The sequence below is a fragment of the Roseburia hominis genome, assembly GCA_040702975.1.
GTDB classification, from domain to species: domain Bacteria; phylum Bacillota; class Clostridia; order Lachnospirales; family Lachnospiraceae; genus Allocoprococcus; species Allocoprococcus hominis_A.
This window is the reverse complement of the sequence record CP159990.1, coordinates 3,782,689-3,798,314: the sequence shown is the minus strand read 5'-3', so window position 1 is coordinate 3,798,314 and position 15,626 is coordinate 3,782,689. Positions and strand designations below refer to the sequence as shown.

13 protein-coding genes, 4 tRNA genes and 3 rRNA genes are annotated in these 15,626 nt (G+C 48.6%); 14 read left to right on the top strand and 6 right to left on the bottom strand.

Features of this window, described 5'->3' with window-relative positions:
- The first annotated feature begins 141 nt into the window (after nt 1-141).
- The 8 genes from ABXS75_17585 (at nt 142) to ispD (ending at nt 5,668) form a co-directional block, all read left to right on the top strand.
- Nucleotides 142-651 (top strand): YcxB family protein, encoded by a 510-nt coding sequence (locus ABXS75_17585; GenBank protein XCP84822.1) that lies wholly within the window; start codon nt 142-144, stop codon nt 649-651.
- A gap of 49 nt (nt 652-700) precedes the next feature.
- On the top strand, nt 701-1,150 hold the full coding sequence (tsaE, locus tag ABXS75_17580; protein ID XCP84821.1) for a tRNA (adenosine(37)-N6)-threonylcarbamoyltransferase complex ATPase subunit type 1 TsaE: 450 nt from the start codon (nt 701-703) through the stop codon (nt 1,148-1,150).
- Between the two features lie 19 nt (nt 1,151-1,169).
- Nucleotides 1,170-1,988, top strand: coding sequence for a tRNA (adenosine(37)-N6)-threonylcarbamoyltransferase complex dimerization subunit type 1 TsaB (gene tsaB / locus ABXS75_17575; protein XCP84820.1), 819 nt, complete (start codon nt 1,170-1,172; stop codon nt 1,986-1,988).
- Entirely contained in the window at nt 1,972-2,511 is a 540-nt protein-coding gene (gene rimI / locus ABXS75_17570; GenBank protein ID XCP84819.1) for a ribosomal protein S18-alanine N-acetyltransferase, read from the top strand. Before tsaB ends, rimI begins: the two co-directional genes overlap by 17 nt.
- 86 nt (nt 2,512-2,597) lie before the next feature.
- A complete protein-coding gene (locus ABXS75_17565) occupies nt 2,598-2,834 on the top strand; it encodes a hypothetical protein (GenBank protein ID XCP84818.1) in 237 nt (78 codons plus the stop codon).
- Between the two features lie 8 nt (nt 2,835-2,842).
- Nucleotides 2,843-3,751: a ribonuclease Z gene (locus ABXS75_17560; GenBank protein ID XCP84817.1), complete on the top strand. Its 909-nt coding sequence runs from the start codon at nt 2,843-2,845 to the stop codon at nt 3,749-3,751.
- A gap of 164 nt (nt 3,752-3,915) precedes the next feature.
- Complete coding sequence (tsaD, locus tag ABXS75_17555; protein ID XCP84816.1) at nt 3,916-4,947, top strand: tRNA (adenosine(37)-N6)-threonylcarbamoyltransferase complex transferase subunit TsaD; 1,032 nt, start codon at nt 3,916-3,918, stop codon at nt 4,945-4,947.
- Between the two features lie 19 nt (nt 4,948-4,966).
- A complete protein-coding gene (gene ispD, locus ABXS75_17550; GenBank protein XCP84815.1) occupies nt 4,967-5,668 on the top strand; it encodes a 2-C-methyl-D-erythritol 4-phosphate cytidylyltransferase in 702 nt (233 codons plus the stop codon).
- Between the two features lie 74 nt (nt 5,669-5,742).
- Here ispD and ABXS75_17545 read toward each other — a convergent pair.
- The 6 genes from ABXS75_17545 to ABXS75_17520 form a co-directional block, all read right to left on the bottom strand.
- Nucleotides 5,743-5,828: transfer RNA gene (locus ABXS75_17545), tRNA-Ser, on the bottom strand.
- 69 nt (nt 5,829-5,897) lie between these two features.
- Nucleotides 5,898-6,518 (bottom strand): ABC transporter permease, encoded by a 621-nt coding sequence (locus ABXS75_17540; protein XCP84814.1) that lies wholly within the window; start codon nt 6,516-6,518, stop codon nt 5,898-5,900.
- Between the two features lie 2 nt (nt 6,519-6,520).
- Nucleotides 6,521-7,327: an ABC transporter ATP-binding protein gene (locus tag ABXS75_17535; protein XCP84813.1), complete on the bottom strand. Its 807-nt coding sequence runs from the start codon at nt 7,325-7,327 to the stop codon at nt 6,521-6,523.
- The gene (locus ABXS75_17530; GenBank protein XCP84812.1) at nt 7,293-8,195 is read right to left on the bottom strand and encodes a glycine betaine ABC transporter substrate-binding protein; all 903 of its coding nucleotides are present in this window, start codon (nt 8,193-8,195) and stop codon (nt 7,293-7,295) included. Before ABXS75_17530 ends, ABXS75_17535 begins: the two co-directional genes overlap by 35 nt.
- A 12-nt stretch (nt 8,196-8,207) precedes the next feature.
- Nucleotides 8,208-8,852 (bottom strand): ABC transporter permease, encoded by a 645-nt coding sequence (locus ABXS75_17525; GenBank protein ID XCP84811.1) that lies wholly within the window; start codon nt 8,850-8,852, stop codon nt 8,208-8,210.
- A gap of 191 nt (nt 8,853-9,043) precedes the next feature.
- The gene (locus ABXS75_17520) at nt 9,044-9,484 is read right to left on the bottom strand and encodes a hypothetical protein (GenBank protein XCP84810.1); all 441 of its coding nucleotides are present in this window, start codon (nt 9,482-9,484) and stop codon (nt 9,044-9,046) included.
- Between the two features lie 210 nt (nt 9,485-9,694).
- Here ABXS75_17520 and ABXS75_17515 point away from each other — a divergent pair.
- The 6 genes from ABXS75_17515 to ABXS75_17490 all read left to right on the top strand — a co-directional run bounded on the left by ABXS75_17515 (nt 9,695) and on the right by ABXS75_17490 (nt 15,513).
- Nucleotides 9,695-9,784: transfer RNA gene (locus ABXS75_17515), tRNA-Ser, on the top strand.
- A gap of 306 nt (nt 9,785-10,090) precedes the next feature.
- Nucleotides 10,091-11,622, top strand: a 16S ribosomal RNA gene (locus ABXS75_17510).
- Between the two features lie 210 nt (nt 11,623-11,832).
- Nucleotides 11,833-11,950 (top strand): 5S ribosomal RNA (gene rrf / locus ABXS75_17505).
- A gap of 11 nt (nt 11,951-11,961) precedes the next feature.
- Nucleotides 11,962-12,035: transfer RNA gene (locus ABXS75_17500), tRNA-Ile, on the top strand.
- Nucleotides 12,036-12,148: 113 nt separating this feature from the next.
- A tRNA-Ala gene (locus ABXS75_17495) sits at nt 12,149-12,221 on the top strand.
- A gap of 405 nt (nt 12,222-12,626) precedes the next feature.
- Nucleotides 12,627-15,513, top strand: a 23S ribosomal RNA gene (locus tag ABXS75_17490).
- Together the 16S, 23S and 5S rRNA genes with 3 tRNA genes alongside form the textbook arrangement of a ribosomal RNA operon.
- The last annotated feature ends 113 nt before the right edge of the window (nt 15,514-15,626 follow it).

The window sequence follows — 15,626 nt, the reverse complement described above, 5'->3', positions numbered from 1 at the left end:
TTTTGACTGGGATTGTCTGATCATTAAGGGGGGAGGGTCCAAAAAGACCGTCTCCCCTTTTGAGAAAAAGGATTGTTTCCCTAAAAATCGTGTGGTATACTTTGGTAAGACGAATGAGCGAAGCGAAAGGAGGCTTTCGGTATGTCCGTAAAATTTGACGTAAAGATGACCCCAAAGGCCATGTTTGATTTTATGCTATATACATCGTATACCAGCCTTAGTGGTATTATAGGAGTAGTTTTTGGGGGCGTGACCTTATATTTGGGAGTGCGCCAGACGATGCTGGGCTATTACAGCACGGCGGCCACATTTTTCCTGTTTGCGGGGGTATTTCTGATCGGAAACCCACTGACACTTAAGATGCGCTCGAAAGAACAGGTGAGCAAATCGCCGATGTTCCAAAAACCGATTACCTATGAACTGACGGAGGAAGGGGTAAAGATTTCACAGGAAGACCAAAGCGTGGTGAATGAATGGAAGGATTTCCAGAAGGCCATTTCCACGAACCAATCTGTGATTCTGTATATTTCCAAAGTCCGCGCACTTATTTTCCCGCGGGAGGCCCTGGGAGAGCAGTATGGAGCTACGGTGAAGATGATTTCTACGCATATGCCGCCGAAGAAAGTGAAGATCCGGCATGTCAGCGCATAGATGAGTGCGTATCATAAGAGTGTGAAAATAAAGTATGGAGCCTGAAGACATGGAAGAACAGAAGCAAATAATAGAGACCAGACGTCCAGAGGAGACCTTTGCGCTGGGAGAAGAGATCGGACGCCTGGCGAAACCGGGAGACGTCTATACCCTGATCGGAGATCTGGGCGTGGGGAAGACGGTCTTCACGCAGGGACTTGCGAAGGGACTGGGGATTGAAGAGGCAATCAGCAGCCCCACATTTACGATCGTACAGGTGTATGAGGAAGGGCGGCTGCCCTTCTATCATTTTGATGTTTATCGAATCGGCGATATCGAAGAGATGGACGAGATCGGATTCGAAGATTATGTATTTGGCGAAGGGGTCAGCCTGATCGAATGGGCCAATCTGATCGAGGAGATTCTGCCCGAAAAGAGGACGCAGATTCAGATTGAGAAGGATCTGGAGCAGGGATTTGAGTATAGGAAAATCACAATTGCAAGGACAATAGGCGAATAAAGGAAAAGAGGAAGAGAATATGCGTATTTTGGCAATAGACAGTTCATCTTTGGTCGCGACTGCGGCGGTGGTGGAAAAGGAGGTGGATACCGCATCAAGGACGGTGGCGGAATATACGATCAATTATAAAAAGACGCATTCCCAGACCTTGCTTCCGATGATTGATGAGATCGTAAAGATGACAGAACTGGATTTAAGCACCATAGATGCGATCGCAGTGGCCGGTGGACCGGGCTCTTTTACGGGGCTGCGTATCGGTTCTGCCACGGCGAAGGGGCTGGGGCTTGCCCTGAATAGACCGCTGATCCATGTCCCGACGGTGGACGGGATGGCATATAATCTATGCTATACGGATCAGATTGTATGCCCGATCATGGATGCCAGACGAAGCCAGGTCTATACAGGGATTTATGAGTTTGCCGGCTGCAAAATAAGGGTGCTTGAGCCCCAGATGGCAGTTGGCATTGAAGAACTGGCTGAGAAACTGCACCGATATCCGATGGGCAGAGGAATTATTTTCCTGGGAGACGGCGTGCCGGTGCATCGAAAAAAACTGGAAGAAGAGTTGATGGCAGGTTGGAAGATTTCATTTGCACCTGCACATATGAATGCGCAGAGGGCTGCGGCCGTGGGAGCACTGGCAGCAGAATATTGCCATAGTGCTCTCACAGATGACAGCGGGTTGGCGAACCTCGGGCGTGCGCTCGCACTAAATGCAGACGAGGAATATAAGGGGATTATCATAGAATCGGCGGCGGACCACAGGCCCGAATACCTGCGGGCATCGCAGGCGGAGCGGGAACGCGCGGAAAGGATTAAGCATGCCAAAGAGCAATAGTTTGGAAGTGAAACAGGACGTGTCCGGCAGTGCGGCAATCGTTTTAAAAGAGATCACGCTGGCGGACCGGGAACTTATGGAACAGGCGGCACATCTGGAGGCGGAGGTATTTCCTGATCCGTGGAGTTTTCATGAGATACGAAGCACCGTAAAGCAGCATCATACCTTTTGTACTGCAGCGCTTAAAGGGGATACCCTGATCGGATACTATTTCTGTTACTACGTTCTGGACGAATGTGAGATTGCCAGAATTGCAGTGAAGGAGGAGTACCGGCGAAGAAGGATCGGACAGATGCTGTTCGATCATATGGTGCAGGTGTGTCATGAGAAGCAGCTTACCAGAATGCTTTTGGATGTGCGTAAAAGCAACCGTGCTGCCATCTCCTTTTATGAGAAGAACAGGTTTTTGACCGATGGAGAGCGGAGGCTGTATTATGGCGGTAAATTCCCGGAGGATGCCGTTCTTATGAGTCGTATGATTCCAGACGTTTCCACTGGAAATAGCGGCGAAGGCACACTATAATAAAGGCGTAACGAACCGGATTGCAAACGGTCATAAGAAGGCCGGAAGCAAAAAAGTTTTTGAAAAAGATACGCAGGAGGAATGGTATGCGCCAGTATAAGAACATTCAGATAGACAAGAAGGAAACAACGAAAATCATTTGTAATATGTGCGGAAAAGAGATGGAGATGGAGAACGGAATCCTGAAGGGAGATGTGTTGTCCGTCGAAAAACGATGGAATTATTTTTCCGGGAAGGATAATGAAATTCATCGGTTTGATTTGTGTGAGGAGTGTTATGACAAATTGGTGAGCTCCTTTGCGATTCCCGTGCAGACAGAATAGGAGAGAATATGTTAGATGTATGCCTGCTTGGAAGCGGCGGAATGATGCCGCTTCCATATCGATGGCTGACAGCGCTTATGACCAGATTTAACGGAAGCCATCTGCTTATTGACTGCGGGGAAGGGACCCAGGTCGCTATAAAAGAAAAGGGTTGGAGCTTTAAGCCCATTGATGTGATCTGTTTTACGCATTATCATGGAGATCACATCAGTGGGCTTCCGGGGCTTTTGCTCACGATGGGAAATGCAGACAGGACGAAGCCCCTTACTCTGATAGGGCCGAGGGGACTGGAACGAGTGGTGAATGCTCTTCGCGTGATCGCTCCGGAGCTGCCGTTCGAGTTAAAATTTGTTGAGATTACGGAGCCGAGACAGAGCTTTGAGATGAACGGGTATCGGCTGACCGCGTTCAGGGTCAAGCATAACGTGACCTGTTACGGTTATACCATTGAGATCGACCGGGCCGGCAAGTTTGACGTACAGCGGGCCCTTGCGCAGGAGATTCCAAAGGAGTATTGGAAACATTTGCAAAAGGGGGAGACCCTGGAAGTGGACGGCAGGATTCTGACGCCGGATATGGTGCTGGGACCGCCCAGAAAAGGGATCAAGGTGACGTATTGTACGGACACCAGGCCGGTGGAATCTATCCGCCAGAATGCGGCAGGCTCGGATTTGTTTATCTGTGAGGGTATGTATGGAGAGAAGGAAAAAGCGGCCAAGGCAGTGGAGTATAAGCATATGACATTTTATGAGGCAGCGTCTCTTGCAAAAGAGGCGGAGGTTGGCGAAATGTGGTTGACGCATTACAGTCCGTCTCTCACTTATCCGGAGCCTTATATGGACGAGGTGCGTGCGATCTTCCCGGGCGCAGTGGCAGGAAAAGACGGAATGTCTGTGGAACTTGATTTCCCGGAGTAGGGGCGCGGCCTGCACTGTCTGCAGTTGAGGAAGCCTCGGGCGAGCAGTTTGTGGTTGCAAGAATTTTGGCGAGTGGTTTGCAGCTGCGAGAGCCTTGGGCGGGCAGTTCGCATATTTTGGGGAAGGAATATAATTCAGTACAGTATAGAAAGAAGCGGCAGAATATGGAAACAGAGAAAAAAGATATTTTAATTCTTGCAATAGAAAGCTCCTGCGACGAGACAGCCGCCGCAGTGGTGAAAAATGGACGGGAGGTCCTGTCAAATGTGATTTCCTCCCAGATTGATCTGCACAAATTATACGGAGGTGTTGTGCCGGAGATCGCATCTCGTAAGCATATCGAAAAGATTAACCAGGTGATTCAGGAGGCGCTGGATGTTGCCAGCGTCACGCTGGACGAACTTGATGCGATCGGGGTTACTTATGGCCCGGGGCTTGTCGGCGCACTTTTGGTAGGCGTGGCGGAAGCAAAAGCCATAGCCTATGCCAAAGGGCTTCCCCTGGTAGGAGTGCACCATATAGAGGGCCACATTTCCGCGAACTATATTGAAAATAAAGAGCTGGAACCGCCGTTTTTGTGCCTGGTGGTATCGGGCGGACATACGCACCTGGTATATGTCAGGGATTACGGTACTTATGAGATACTCGGGCGCACCAGGGACGATGCTGCCGGGGAAGCATTTGACAAAGTGGCTCGGGCAATCGGATTGGGATATCCCGGTGGCCCGAAGATCGATAAGCTTTCCAAAGAAGGAAATCCTGACGCGATCCCGTTTCCGCGGGCACATATTGAGGACAACCCGTATGATTTCAGTTTCAGTGGCGTGAAATCTGCCGTGCTGAATTATATTAACGGCTGTTCTATGAAAGGAATCAAGTATAACAGGGCAGATATTGCGGCTTCTTTCCAGAAAGCCGTGATGGATGTGCTGGTCGGCAACGCCATGCATGCGGTAAATGAATATGGGCTGAAGAAATTTGCCATAGCAGGGGGCGTCGCGTCAAACAGCAGTCTGCGCTCAGCCATGAAGGATGCATGTGCGCAAAATGGAATCGAATTCTATTATCCCTCTCCGATTTTCTGCACGGATAACGCGGCAATGATCGGTGTGGCGGCCTATTATGAATATATGGCGGGGACGCGGCACGGCTGGGATCTGAACGCAGTGCCGAACCTGAAACTTGGAGAGCGTTAAGGAAAGTGACAGGGATCAAATGAGAAAAGAAACATGTACAGCAATCGTGCTGGCTGCGGGAAAAGGCAGCCGCATGGGGACAAAGGTTCATAAACAATATCTTGAGATGGCGGGCAGGCCGGTTCTTTATTATTCGCTGAGAACATTTCAGGAGTCGGCGGTCATAGATGAGATCATTCTGGTCACCGGAGAAGGAGAAGAGGCGTACTGTCAGGAAAATATTGTAGACAAGTACGGTTTCACAAAGGTGAAGAAGATTATTCCCGGCGGAGCAGAACGCTATCATTCTGTTCATAATGGACTTCAGGCGATGGAGGAAGACGGCTATGTGTTTATCCATGATGGAGCGAGGCCCTTTGTGAGCGTGGAAATCATCGAAAGAGTCTATGAACAGGTGAAGCTTGAAAAAGCCTGTGTGGTGGGGATGCCTGTCAAAGACACCATTAAAATTGCCGACGACAGCGAGTATGTGTCGGATACGCCGGACAGAAGCAGACTCTGGCTGATCCAGACGCCTCAGGTGTTTGAAAAGGCATTGGTAAAAAAGGCTTATGAAGATCTGATGAAAGCGGGTGAAAGTAAAGTGACGGACGATGCCATGGTCGTGGAGATGATGGCGGGGCATGCCGTGAAATTGGTGCGGGGGTCTTATGAAAATATCAAGATCACGACGCCGGAGGATTTGAAAATAGGGGAGTTGTTTGCAAGTAGTATTTTATAAATAGTTTTTTCAAGTATGCCATTGAGTATAATCAGCAACAAAAAATCCGAAACTTAATGTTTCGGATTTTTTAACGGAGAGGGTGGGATTCGAACCCACGCGCCCTCTCGGACAAACGGTTTTCAAGACCGCCTCGTTATGACCACTTCGATACCTCTCCATCTACATTATTCAATTACTCGTTCAGAGCAATTAAGATTGTATCACATAATGTTCCGCGAGTCAATACCTAATTTTTTACATTTAATCTTTTTTCTGCTGCGCTGAAACATGCGTTGATTCCCAGCGCAAGCCCTGCAGACAACAGACTGCCCCAGACGATTTTGTTTACATTCATTGTGCGAAGGCCATCAAACAATATACTGCCCAGACCACCCGCGTTGATCATTGCGGCAATCGTTGCAATTCCGATCGTCGATACGACCGCAAGTTTTATCCCTGTGAACAGCGCTCGTTTTGCCAGCGGGATCTGAACTCGTACCAGTATCTGAAGCGTATTCATGCCAAGCCCGGTCGCGGCCTCCGTTATTGCCGGATCCACTTCGGCAAGTCCGGTCAGAAAGTTTCGAAGCAGAAGATACTGGTTGTATCCTGTCAGCACGATGACCGCTGTTGTCATGCCAAGCCCCGTCACGGGAATCAACAGTGCAAAAAGCGCCAGGCTGGGAACGGAATATAAGATCCCCGATAGCTGGATCAGTACTTCGCCCAGCTTTTTCAGGTATACAGAAACAATCGTCAGTACGGCTGCGAGAAGCAGCGAGAAAAATAGGGTGATCACCACGATCTGAAGATGCTCAAGGAGTGCTTCCAGCAGATCGTCATAATGTTTTATCAGATATTCCCACATCTCTATTCCTCCCCAAGCAGGTTGTCCCACAATTTCTCCTGACTGCGTGCCGAAGAAATCAGTGTCTCCACGAACGGATCAGCCGGGTGTCTCACGATTTCCTCCGGAGTACCATATTGCCGGATACAGCCTTCGCTCATGATGATAACACGATTTCCTAATTTCAACGCTTCGTTGATGTCATGTGTTACGAATAAGAATGTCTTCCCCATCTTTTGATGCAGATTCTGCAGCTCATTCTGCAGCCCGGTCCGCGTGATCGCATCCAACGCCCCAAACGGCTCGTCCAGAAGCATGAGCTGCGGGTCTCCTGCCAGAGCGCGCGCCAGCCCGACCCGCTGCTGCTGGCCTCCCGAAAGCTGAGAGGGGTAGCGTTTGCGATATTTTCCCGGTTCAAGCCCCACCATTTGGAGCAATTCGTCAACGCGTGCGTTTGTCCTTCCTTTTTCCCACTGCATAAGTTTTGGGACAACGGCTATATTTTCCTCTATGGTCATATGTGGAAAGAGTCCCACCTGCTGGATTACATAACCGATCTTCCGGCGCAGTTTCACGGGATCAACGTCCGCGATATTTTGGCCGAATAGTAAAATGTTCCCTTTATCCGGTTCGTACAGGCGGTTGGTCATCTTAAGGAGCGTAGTCTTGCCACAGCCGGAGGAGCCCAGTATTGTGATGAATTCCCCTTCTCTGACTGAAAATGAAACATCATTTACAGCGGGATTGTCCGCGCCCTTAAATGCCTTACTGACAGTCTGAAACTCGATTGCTATCTTATTTGATTGATTCATAGAATTCTTTTGCAACATCTTCATATTCCTCTTTGTCCACATCAACTTTTGCATTTAATTCTGTCAGCTTGCCTGTGTCAAGTGTCGCACTGATCGTGTTCAGCACATCCGCAATATCCGGATTTGCTTTCAGCACTTCATCACGAACGACCGGCGCCAGGTTATAAGGAGGCCACACCCCTTTATCATCTTCCAGCAAAGTAAACTCATCCTTATTGGCGAGCTGGCCATCGGTTGTGTAAGCCGGTGTCACATCAGCTTCATCGTTGCGCAGGACATCGTATTTCAGGCCGCCATCGTATACCTTGCTGGATTTCCAGTCAAACGGTCCGTACAGCTTCTCTAATGCCGGCAGGCTGTCTTCCCGTTCGTCGAAATCTCCCTGAGATGCGAAACGGAGCTCTGACGCATGCTTTTGCAGATCGGAAATGGTCTTGATACCTAATTCTTCTGCCACTGCGGTTCGAATCGCAAGACCCTGCCCGTCATTTGCCTGAGAGTAGTCAAGCCAGGTTACCTGAAACTGCTTCTCATATTCTTCTTTTACGGTATTGTACACTTCTTCCGGGTCCGTGATCATATCCATTCCGAGAATCGTCAGAAGTCCGGTCCCGGTATATTCCGGATAGAGGTCGATTTCATCGTTAATGAGTGCCGTGTGAACGACAGACCCTGCGATGTCAAATACCCGGTCTACTTCATAGCCCGCATCCTCTAACGCTAAGGCATAGATCTCTGATACGAGCAGCCCTTCTGTAAAATCCTTAGAGCCTACATGGATGACGGTATCTTTTTCAGACTTTTTCTTGTTGCCACATGCGGCCAATGTTCCTGCCATTGCAATACATAATAAAACTGCTATCACTTTTTTTAAGCTGTTCTTCATTGTTTTCTCCTCTTATACATATTTGTATTTTAAAATTATTTTCTCCAGGTATTCAAATACAATCCCCGTCAATAACGCCATCAAGGCCACGGAAATGCCTCCCACCAGCAGCAGGTCCGTCCGGTTCAGGCTTAGTCCTGTGAGAATGATATCTCCTAATCCGCCGGCGCCTATCTTGGAAGCAATCGTCGCGCTGGCTATAATTTCGATCATCGCCGTCTTTACTCCCGCCAGAATGATTGGTACAGCCAGAGGAACCCGGACTTTCCAAAAGACCTGCTTCTCGGTCATTCCCAGACCGACCGCGGTCTCCAGCACAGATTTGGGCACTTCATCAAATCCGGTTGCTGTATTCATCAAGATTGGCGGAAGAGCAAGGAGCACCAGAGCGGTCATCGCCGGCTTCACGCCCGTTCCCATGACCGGGATCAGCAGAATCAGTACCGCAAGACTCGGAATGATTCGAAGGACCTGCGTCGTTCCTGTGATCCAGTAGCCCAGTCTTTTGTTCTTGCTGCACATGTATCCAAACGGTATTCCGATGCATACGGCAACAAGAAGAGCCAGAAGACTGATTCCCAGGTGTGCCCGAAGACAAGATAGATATTCTGTCAGATTACTGGCAAAATAGGCCTGGACTTTTAACAAAAGATCCATGATTTATCTGCCCTCCTTCAATTTTAGTTGCCAAGCATACCTAAGTGAAGGTCCGGTGGACCTTCATCTCGGCATTTCTAGTATAGCACATTCTACTTCTTTTGTAGTAATCATATTTGCTTAACGTCTGAAGACTTATCACCTGATGCGGCGATAAACTGTAAGTTTTACATTATTTATTCAAACTAACTTTAATTGTCAATTATTTCTACAATTTTGTCAATTAACTGAGCCGCACTTTTCATTGTGTAGGTTTTATCATCAACGGAAATGCTTCCGGTTGTTGAAATGCTGATATTATGAACAAATGTACTTCCCTCATATATAAAAATATGAATCATTTCGTCGCCTATTCCTGACAAGGAGCCATCTGACAAGGTTGTGCCAAATGTTCTTCTGTAAGAATAGCTCTGAAGTAAATTTGTAATACTATTTTTTTGCTCATCAGTTAGGTCATTATAAGTTGAAGAATTATTGTAAGCCTCGCCGTTTTGAATACCCAGTTCAACCCGCGTTACTAAGATGTCACTATTTTTACTTACAAGATTTGATAATTTCAATGGTTGAAAATAAAATAATAATGAAGTGATAACCAATATAATTATGCCTATAATTATAGAATGTTTTTTCATCAAAACGCCTTCTTTCTGAAATCCCGATTTCTCAGTAAAAATTTCTTTCTTAATTATACAAGAAATATTATACAAGAAATCATAGACGTTTTCAATTTTGCTTCCCGGTAGAATTGTGTTTCGCAGATAAGAAAAATAAAAAAATTAAAAAAAGTAAAAAAGGACTAGACAAACCTCTTGTTATCGTGTATATTAAATAACGGACGTTTTGGAGAAATACCCAAGCTGGCCGAAGGGGCTCCCCTGGAAAGGGAGTAGGTCGTTAATAGCGGCGCGAGGGTTCAAATCCCTCTTTCTCCGTTCTCTTGTAAGCCTGAAACGGTATAGAGCAGGTAATATATCATTGAATATTGCAGTTTGAAAAATGTCAAAAAAAATCAAAAAAAGTGCTTGACATTTGAAAATGAAAATGCTATGATGTCTAAGCTGACTCGCAAGAGACAAGCAATTAATACAGAGAACTTTGATAATTAAATAATAGACAACAACCCTGAAAATTCTTTAAAGAGATTTTTCAAGAACGTTGAATCGACAAGATTCGAAACCTAAGAACAGTAAACAGGAACAGAATTGCCAAGCAGTGATTCTGAACTGGATACAAACACTTTTAACGAGAGTTTGATCCTGGCTCAGGATGAACGCTGGCGGCGTGCCTAACACATGCAAGTCGAACGAAGCACTTAAGACGGATTCTTCGGATGAAAGCTTTTGTGACTGAGTGGCGGACGGGTGAGTAACGCGTGGGTAACCTGCCTCATACAGGGGGATAACAGTTAGAAATGACTGCTAATACCGCATAAGACCACGGAGCCGCATGGCTCAGTGGGAAAAACTCCGGTGGTATGAGATGGACCCGCGTCTGATTAGCTTGTTGGTGGGGTAACGGCCTACCAAGGCGACGATCAGTAGCCGGCCTGAGAGGGTGAACGGCCACATTGGGACTGAGACACGGCCCAAACTCCTACGGGAGGCAGCAGTGGGGAATATTGCACAATGGGGGAAACCCTGATGCAGCGACGCCGCGTGAGCGAAGAAGTATTTCGGTATGTAAAGCTCTATCAGCAGGGAAGAAAATGACGGTACCTGACTAAGAAGCACCGGCTAAATACGTGCCAGCAGCCGCGGTAATACGTATGGTGCAAGCGTTATCCGGATTTACTGGGTGTAAAGGGAGCGTAGACGGCTGTGTAAGTCTGAAGTGAAAGGCGGGGGCTCAACTCCCGGACTGCTTTGGAAACTATACAGCTAGAGTGTCGGAGAGGCAAGTGGAATTCCCAGTGTAGCGGTGAAATGCGTAGATATTGGGAGGAACACCAGTGGCGAAGGCGGCTTGCTGGACGATGACTGACGTTGAGGCTCGAAAGCGTGGGGAGCAAACAGGATTAGATACCCTGGTAGTCCACGCCGTAAACGATGACTACTAGGTGTCGGGTAGCAGAGCTATTCGGTGCCGCAGCCAACGCAATAAGTAGTCCACCTGGGGAGTACGTTCGCAAGAATGAAACTCAAAGGAATTGACGGGGACCCGCACAAGCGGTGGAGCATGTGGTTTAATTCGAAGCAACGCGAAGAACCTTACCTGGTCTTGACATCCCGGTGCCGGCAGAGTAATGTCTGCTTTCCTTCGGGACACTGGAGACAGGTGGTGCATGGTTGTCGTCAGCTCGTGTCGTGAGATGTTGGGTTAAGTCCCGCAACGAGCGCAACCCTTATCTTTAGTAGCCAGCGGTAAGGCCGGGCACTCTAGAGAGACTGCCAGGGATAACCTGGAGGAAGGTGGGGATGACGTCAAATCATCATGCCCCTTATGACCAGGGCTACACACGTGCTACAATGGCGTAAACAAAGGGAAGCGAAGCCGCGAGGCCAAGCAAATCTCAAAAATAACGTCTCAGTTCGGATTGTAGTCTGCAACTCGACTACATGAAGCTGGAATCGCTAGTAATCGCGAATCAGCATGTCGCGGTGAATACGTTCCCGGGTCTTGTACACACCGCCCGTCACACCATGGGAGTTGGTAACGCCCGAAGTCAGTGACCCAACCATAAAGGAGGGAGCTGCCGAAGGTGGGACCGATAACTGGGGTGAAGTCGTAACAAGGTAGCCGTATCGGAAGGTGCGGCTGGATCACCTCCTTTCTAAGGAAGAAGAAGTAAGTGTTGTTGTTTATTATTTAGTCATCAAGGAGTGAGTGCGCAGATTAGCTGGCAGGGGTGCGACGAAAGCTTGCTTTCAGGAGCGCACATGGCAGCTAAGATGCATAAGAAGGATTGAATCTAGCGAAATGGAGCGGAGCGGAATTGAGCTAGATGAGAGCCGGCACTCACGGTGTTGATTGACAGAATATATCTGGTGGCGATGCGCTTAGGGGACACACCCGTTCCCATCCCGAACACGATGGTTAAGACCTAAGCGGCCGATGGTACTGCACTGGAGATGGTGTGGGAGAGCAGGTGGCCGCCAGATTCAGAAAGAAAGGGCTTATAGCTCAGCCGGTTAGAGCGCACGCCTGATAAGCGTGAGGTCGGTGGTTCGAGTCCACTTAAGCCCACTGTTTTAAGAGAGCCGACGAATCAGATTCATTTAGGTAAGTGTGAGTCTGAGGAGGCAAGGCCCACTTAAGCCCATTATTAAAAAATCTATATTTTTAATACATACCCATACGGGGGATTAGCTCAGTTGGGAGAGCGCCTGCCTTGCAAGCAGGAGGTCACGAGTTCGAATCTCGTATTCTCCACGCAGATAATGAAGAGAGCAGACGATGCCTGAAGACAGAAGCCTGAGCCAAGCTCGCTTGAGCGAAGGATCATGGCTGAAGGCAGAAGGATATTCGAAGAATATCCGTGACTGAGGAACTTGTTCCTAAGTCTCGGCTGCGGACTAAATCATTCAACAAACAAGCTCTTTATTATCTAACAGATGTAACTTAAATCTTTGTTACATCAACTATGTACCTTGAAAACTGCATACAAAGATAAATCAATTCTCAAATAGAAGAGAAAGACATCCGAGGTGATTGTTGTTCTTAAGGATAACAATTAACTGACACTTCGAGACAACGAAGTAAAAAAACAAACCTGAATGCCAACACATACACGCTAGTATGTGTAGCCGACTCTCATTCCCGTGAGAGGAAGCGTTTGGTTATGCTAGAAAGAGCGCAGGGTGGATGCCTTGGCACTAAGAGCCGATGAAAGACGTGATAAGCTGCGAAAAGCTTCGGGGAGGAGCAAATATCCGACGATCCGGAGATATCTGAATGGGGAAACCCACTGGAGCAGACCTCCAGTATCCATACGCCAATCCATAACGTATGGAGGGGAACCCGGTGAACTGAAACATCTAAGTAGCCGGAGGAAGAGAAAGAAACATCGATTTCCAAAGTAGCGGCGAGCGAAATGGAAAGAGCCCAAACCGTGGTGCGTGCACCACGGGGTTCGGACCGCATAAATGATCTGGTGAGTTTAGCAGAATGGTTTTGGGAAAGCCAGCCAAAGAGGGTGAAAGCCCCGTAAGCGAAAGATGAACCAGCATGGCGGTATCCAGAGTACTACGAGACACGTGAAACCTTGTAGGAAGACGCGGGGACCACCCCGTAAGGCTAAATACTCCTTAGTGACCGATAGCGCATAGTACTGTGAAGGAAAGGTGAAAAGGACCCCGGGAGGGGAGTGAAAGAGAACCTGAAACCCTGTGTTTACAAGCTGTGGAACATCTATATATGATGAACCGCGTACTTTTTGTAGAACGGTCCGGCGAGTTACGCTGGCTGGCGAGGTTAAGCACTCAAGGTGCGGAGCCGAAGGGAAACCAAGTCTTAAGAGGGCGTGAAGTCAGTCGGAGTAGACCCGAAACCGGGTGATCTATCCATGTCCAGGATGAAGTTGCCGTAAAAGGCAATGGAGGTCCGAACCCACATCCGTTGAAAAGGGTGGGGATGAGGTGTGGATAGGGGAGAAATTCCAATCGAACCCGGAGATAGCTGGTTCTCCTCGAAATAGCTTTAGGGCTAGCCTCATGAGAGTCTTTTGGAGGTAGAGCACTGAATTCCCGCGGGGGCGTCAAAGCTTACCAAAGGATATCAAACTCCGAATGCCAGTAAGATGATTCATGGGAGTCAGACTGCACGAGATAAGTTGGGCAGTCAAAAGGGAAAGAGCCCAGACCTGCAGCTAAGGTCCCAAAATGTGTGTTAAGTGGAAAAGGATGTGGGATTTCAAAGACAACCAGGATGTTGGCTTAGAAGCAGCCATACATTAAAAGAGTGCGTAATAGCTCACTGGTCGAGAGGTCCTGCGCCGAAAATGTCCGGGGCTGAAACACACTACCGAAGCTCAGGAATCTACAAAGTAGATTGGTAGAGGAGCATTCTTAGAGAGACGAAGCAGTACCGGAAGGAGCTGTGGATCTCTAAGAAGAGAGAATGCCGGAATGAGTAGCGAGAGGAAGGTGGGAATCCTTCCGGCCGAATACCCAAGGTTTCCAGAGTAAAGCTGATCTGCTCTGGGTAAGTCGGGACCTAAGGCGAGGTCGAGAGACGTAGCCGATGGACAACAGGTTGAGATTCCTGTACTGCAGTATGACAGAACTGTGGGGACGCAGAGGGAGAGCACTACCGGGAATGGAATCCCGGGGCAAGCGAGGTAGGAGCGTGGTTGGCAAATCCGCCATGCAATCCGAAGACGTTAAGCGTACCGAACTATAAGTAGGGAAGTGTGTGAGCCAGCTGCCAAGAAAAGCCGCTATCGTTCATACTGCACCCGTACCGTAAACCGACACAGGTAGGTGAGGAGAGAATCCTAAGGCCGACGGGAGAAGCATTGTTAAGGAACTCGGCAAAATGACTCCGTAACTTCGGGAGAAGGAGTGCCTGGCGACAGGCCGCAGAGAATTGGCCCAAGCAACTGTTTAGCAAAAACACAGGTCTATGCAAAACCGTAAGGTGAAGTATATGGGCTGACGCCTGCCCGGTGCTGGAAGGTTAAGGGGAGAGGTTAGTCGAAAGGCGAAGCTTTGAACTTAAGCCCCAGTAAACGGCGGCCGTAACTATAACGGTCCTAAGGTAGCGAAATTCCTTGTCGGGTAAGTTCCGACCCGCACGAAAGGCGTAATGATTTGGGCACTGTCTCAACAATGCACCCGGTGAAATTGAAGTACCAGTGAAGATGCTGGTTACCTGCGCCAGGACGGAAAGACCCCATGGAGCTTTACTCCAGCTTGATACTGGGATTCGATATTGTATGTACAGGATAGGTGGGAGGCTAAGAAGTGGTGACGCCAGTTGCCATGGAGCCGCTGTTGGGATACCACCCTTGCAGTATTGGATTTCTAACCAGCAGCCGTGATCCGGCTGGGGGACAATGTCAGGTGGGGAGTTTGACTGGGGCGGTCGCCTCCGAAAGGGTATCGGAGGCGCTCAAAGGTTCCCTCAGAATGGTTGGAAACCATTCGAAGAGTGCAAAGGCAGAAGGGAGCTTGACTGCGACACCGACGGGTGGAGCAGGTACGAAAGTAGGACTTAGTGATCCGGTGGTATAAAGTGGGATTGCCATCGCTCAACGGATAAAAGCTACCCTGGGGATAACAGGCTTATCACTCCCAAGAGTTCACATCGACGGAGTGGTTTGGCACCTCGATGTCGGCTCATCGCATCCTGGGGCTGAAGTAGGTCCCAAGGGTTGGGCTGTTCGCCCATTAAAGCGGTACGCGAGCTGGGTTCAGAACGTCGTGAGACAGTTCGGTCCCTATCCGGCGTGGGCGTAGGATATTTGAGAGGAGCTGGCCTTAGTACGAGAGGACCGGGCTGGACTGACCGCTGGTGTATCTGTTGTTCTGCCAAGAGCATGGCAGAGTAGCCAAGTCAGGAAGGGATAAACGCTGAAGGCATCTAAGCGTGAAGCCCCCCTCAAGATGAGATATCCCAACGCAAGTTGTAAGACCCCTTGAAGACGACAAGGTAGATAGGACAGAGGTGGAAGTGCAGCAATGTACGTAGCTGACTGTTACTAATCGGTCGAGGGCATAACCAAGAGGTAGGATAGGTTAATGGATGGAAGAAGATTCTTTGTATGCTGTTTTGAAGGTACATGAAATAAAAAAGGAAAAAACCACTTGTAAAAAAGAGAGCAAGTGGTTATAATAA

Coding starts and splice junctions, on each gene's coding strand:
- ABXS75_17540 (XCP84814.1), bottom strand. CDS start 6,518: ATGTGGGAATATCTGATAAAACATTATGACGATCTGCTGGAAGCACTC.
- ABXS75_17565 (XCP84818.1), top strand. CDS start 2,598: ATGCGCCAGTATAAGAACATTCAGATAGACAAGAAGGAAACAACGAAA.
- tsaE (XCP84821.1), top strand. CDS start 701: ATGGAAGAACAGAAGCAAATAATAGAGACCAGACGTCCAGAGGAGACC.
- tsaD (XCP84816.1), top strand. CDS start 3,916: ATGGAAACAGAGAAAAAAGATATTTTAATTCTTGCAATAGAAAGCTCC.
- ispD (XCP84815.1), top strand. CDS start 4,967: ATGAGAAAAGAAACATGTACAGCAATCGTGCTGGCTGCGGGAAAAGGC.
- tsaB (XCP84820.1), top strand. CDS start 1,170: ATGCGTATTTTGGCAATAGACAGTTCATCTTTGGTCGCGACTGCGGCG.
- ABXS75_17535 (XCP84813.1), bottom strand. CDS start 7,327: ATGTTGCAAAAGAATTCTATGAATCAATCAAATAAGATAGCAATCGAG.
- ABXS75_17525 (XCP84811.1), bottom strand. CDS start 8,852: ATGGATCTTTTGTTAAAAGTCCAGGCCTATTTTGCCAGTAATCTGACA.
- ABXS75_17520 (XCP84810.1), bottom strand. CDS start 9,484: ATGAAAAAACATTCTATAATTATAGGCATAATTATATTGGTTATCACT.
- ABXS75_17530 (XCP84812.1), bottom strand. CDS start 8,195: ATGAAGAACAGCTTAAAAAAAGTGATAGCAGTTTTATTATGTATTGCA.
- rimI (XCP84819.1), top strand. CDS start 1,972: ATGCCAAAGAGCAATAGTTTGGAAGTGAAACAGGACGTGTCCGGCAGT.
- ABXS75_17585 (XCP84822.1), top strand. CDS start 142: ATGTCCGTAAAATTTGACGTAAAGATGACCCCAAAGGCCATGTTTGAT.
- ABXS75_17560 (XCP84817.1), top strand. CDS start 2,843: ATGTTAGATGTATGCCTGCTTGGAAGCGGCGGAATGATGCCGCTTCCA.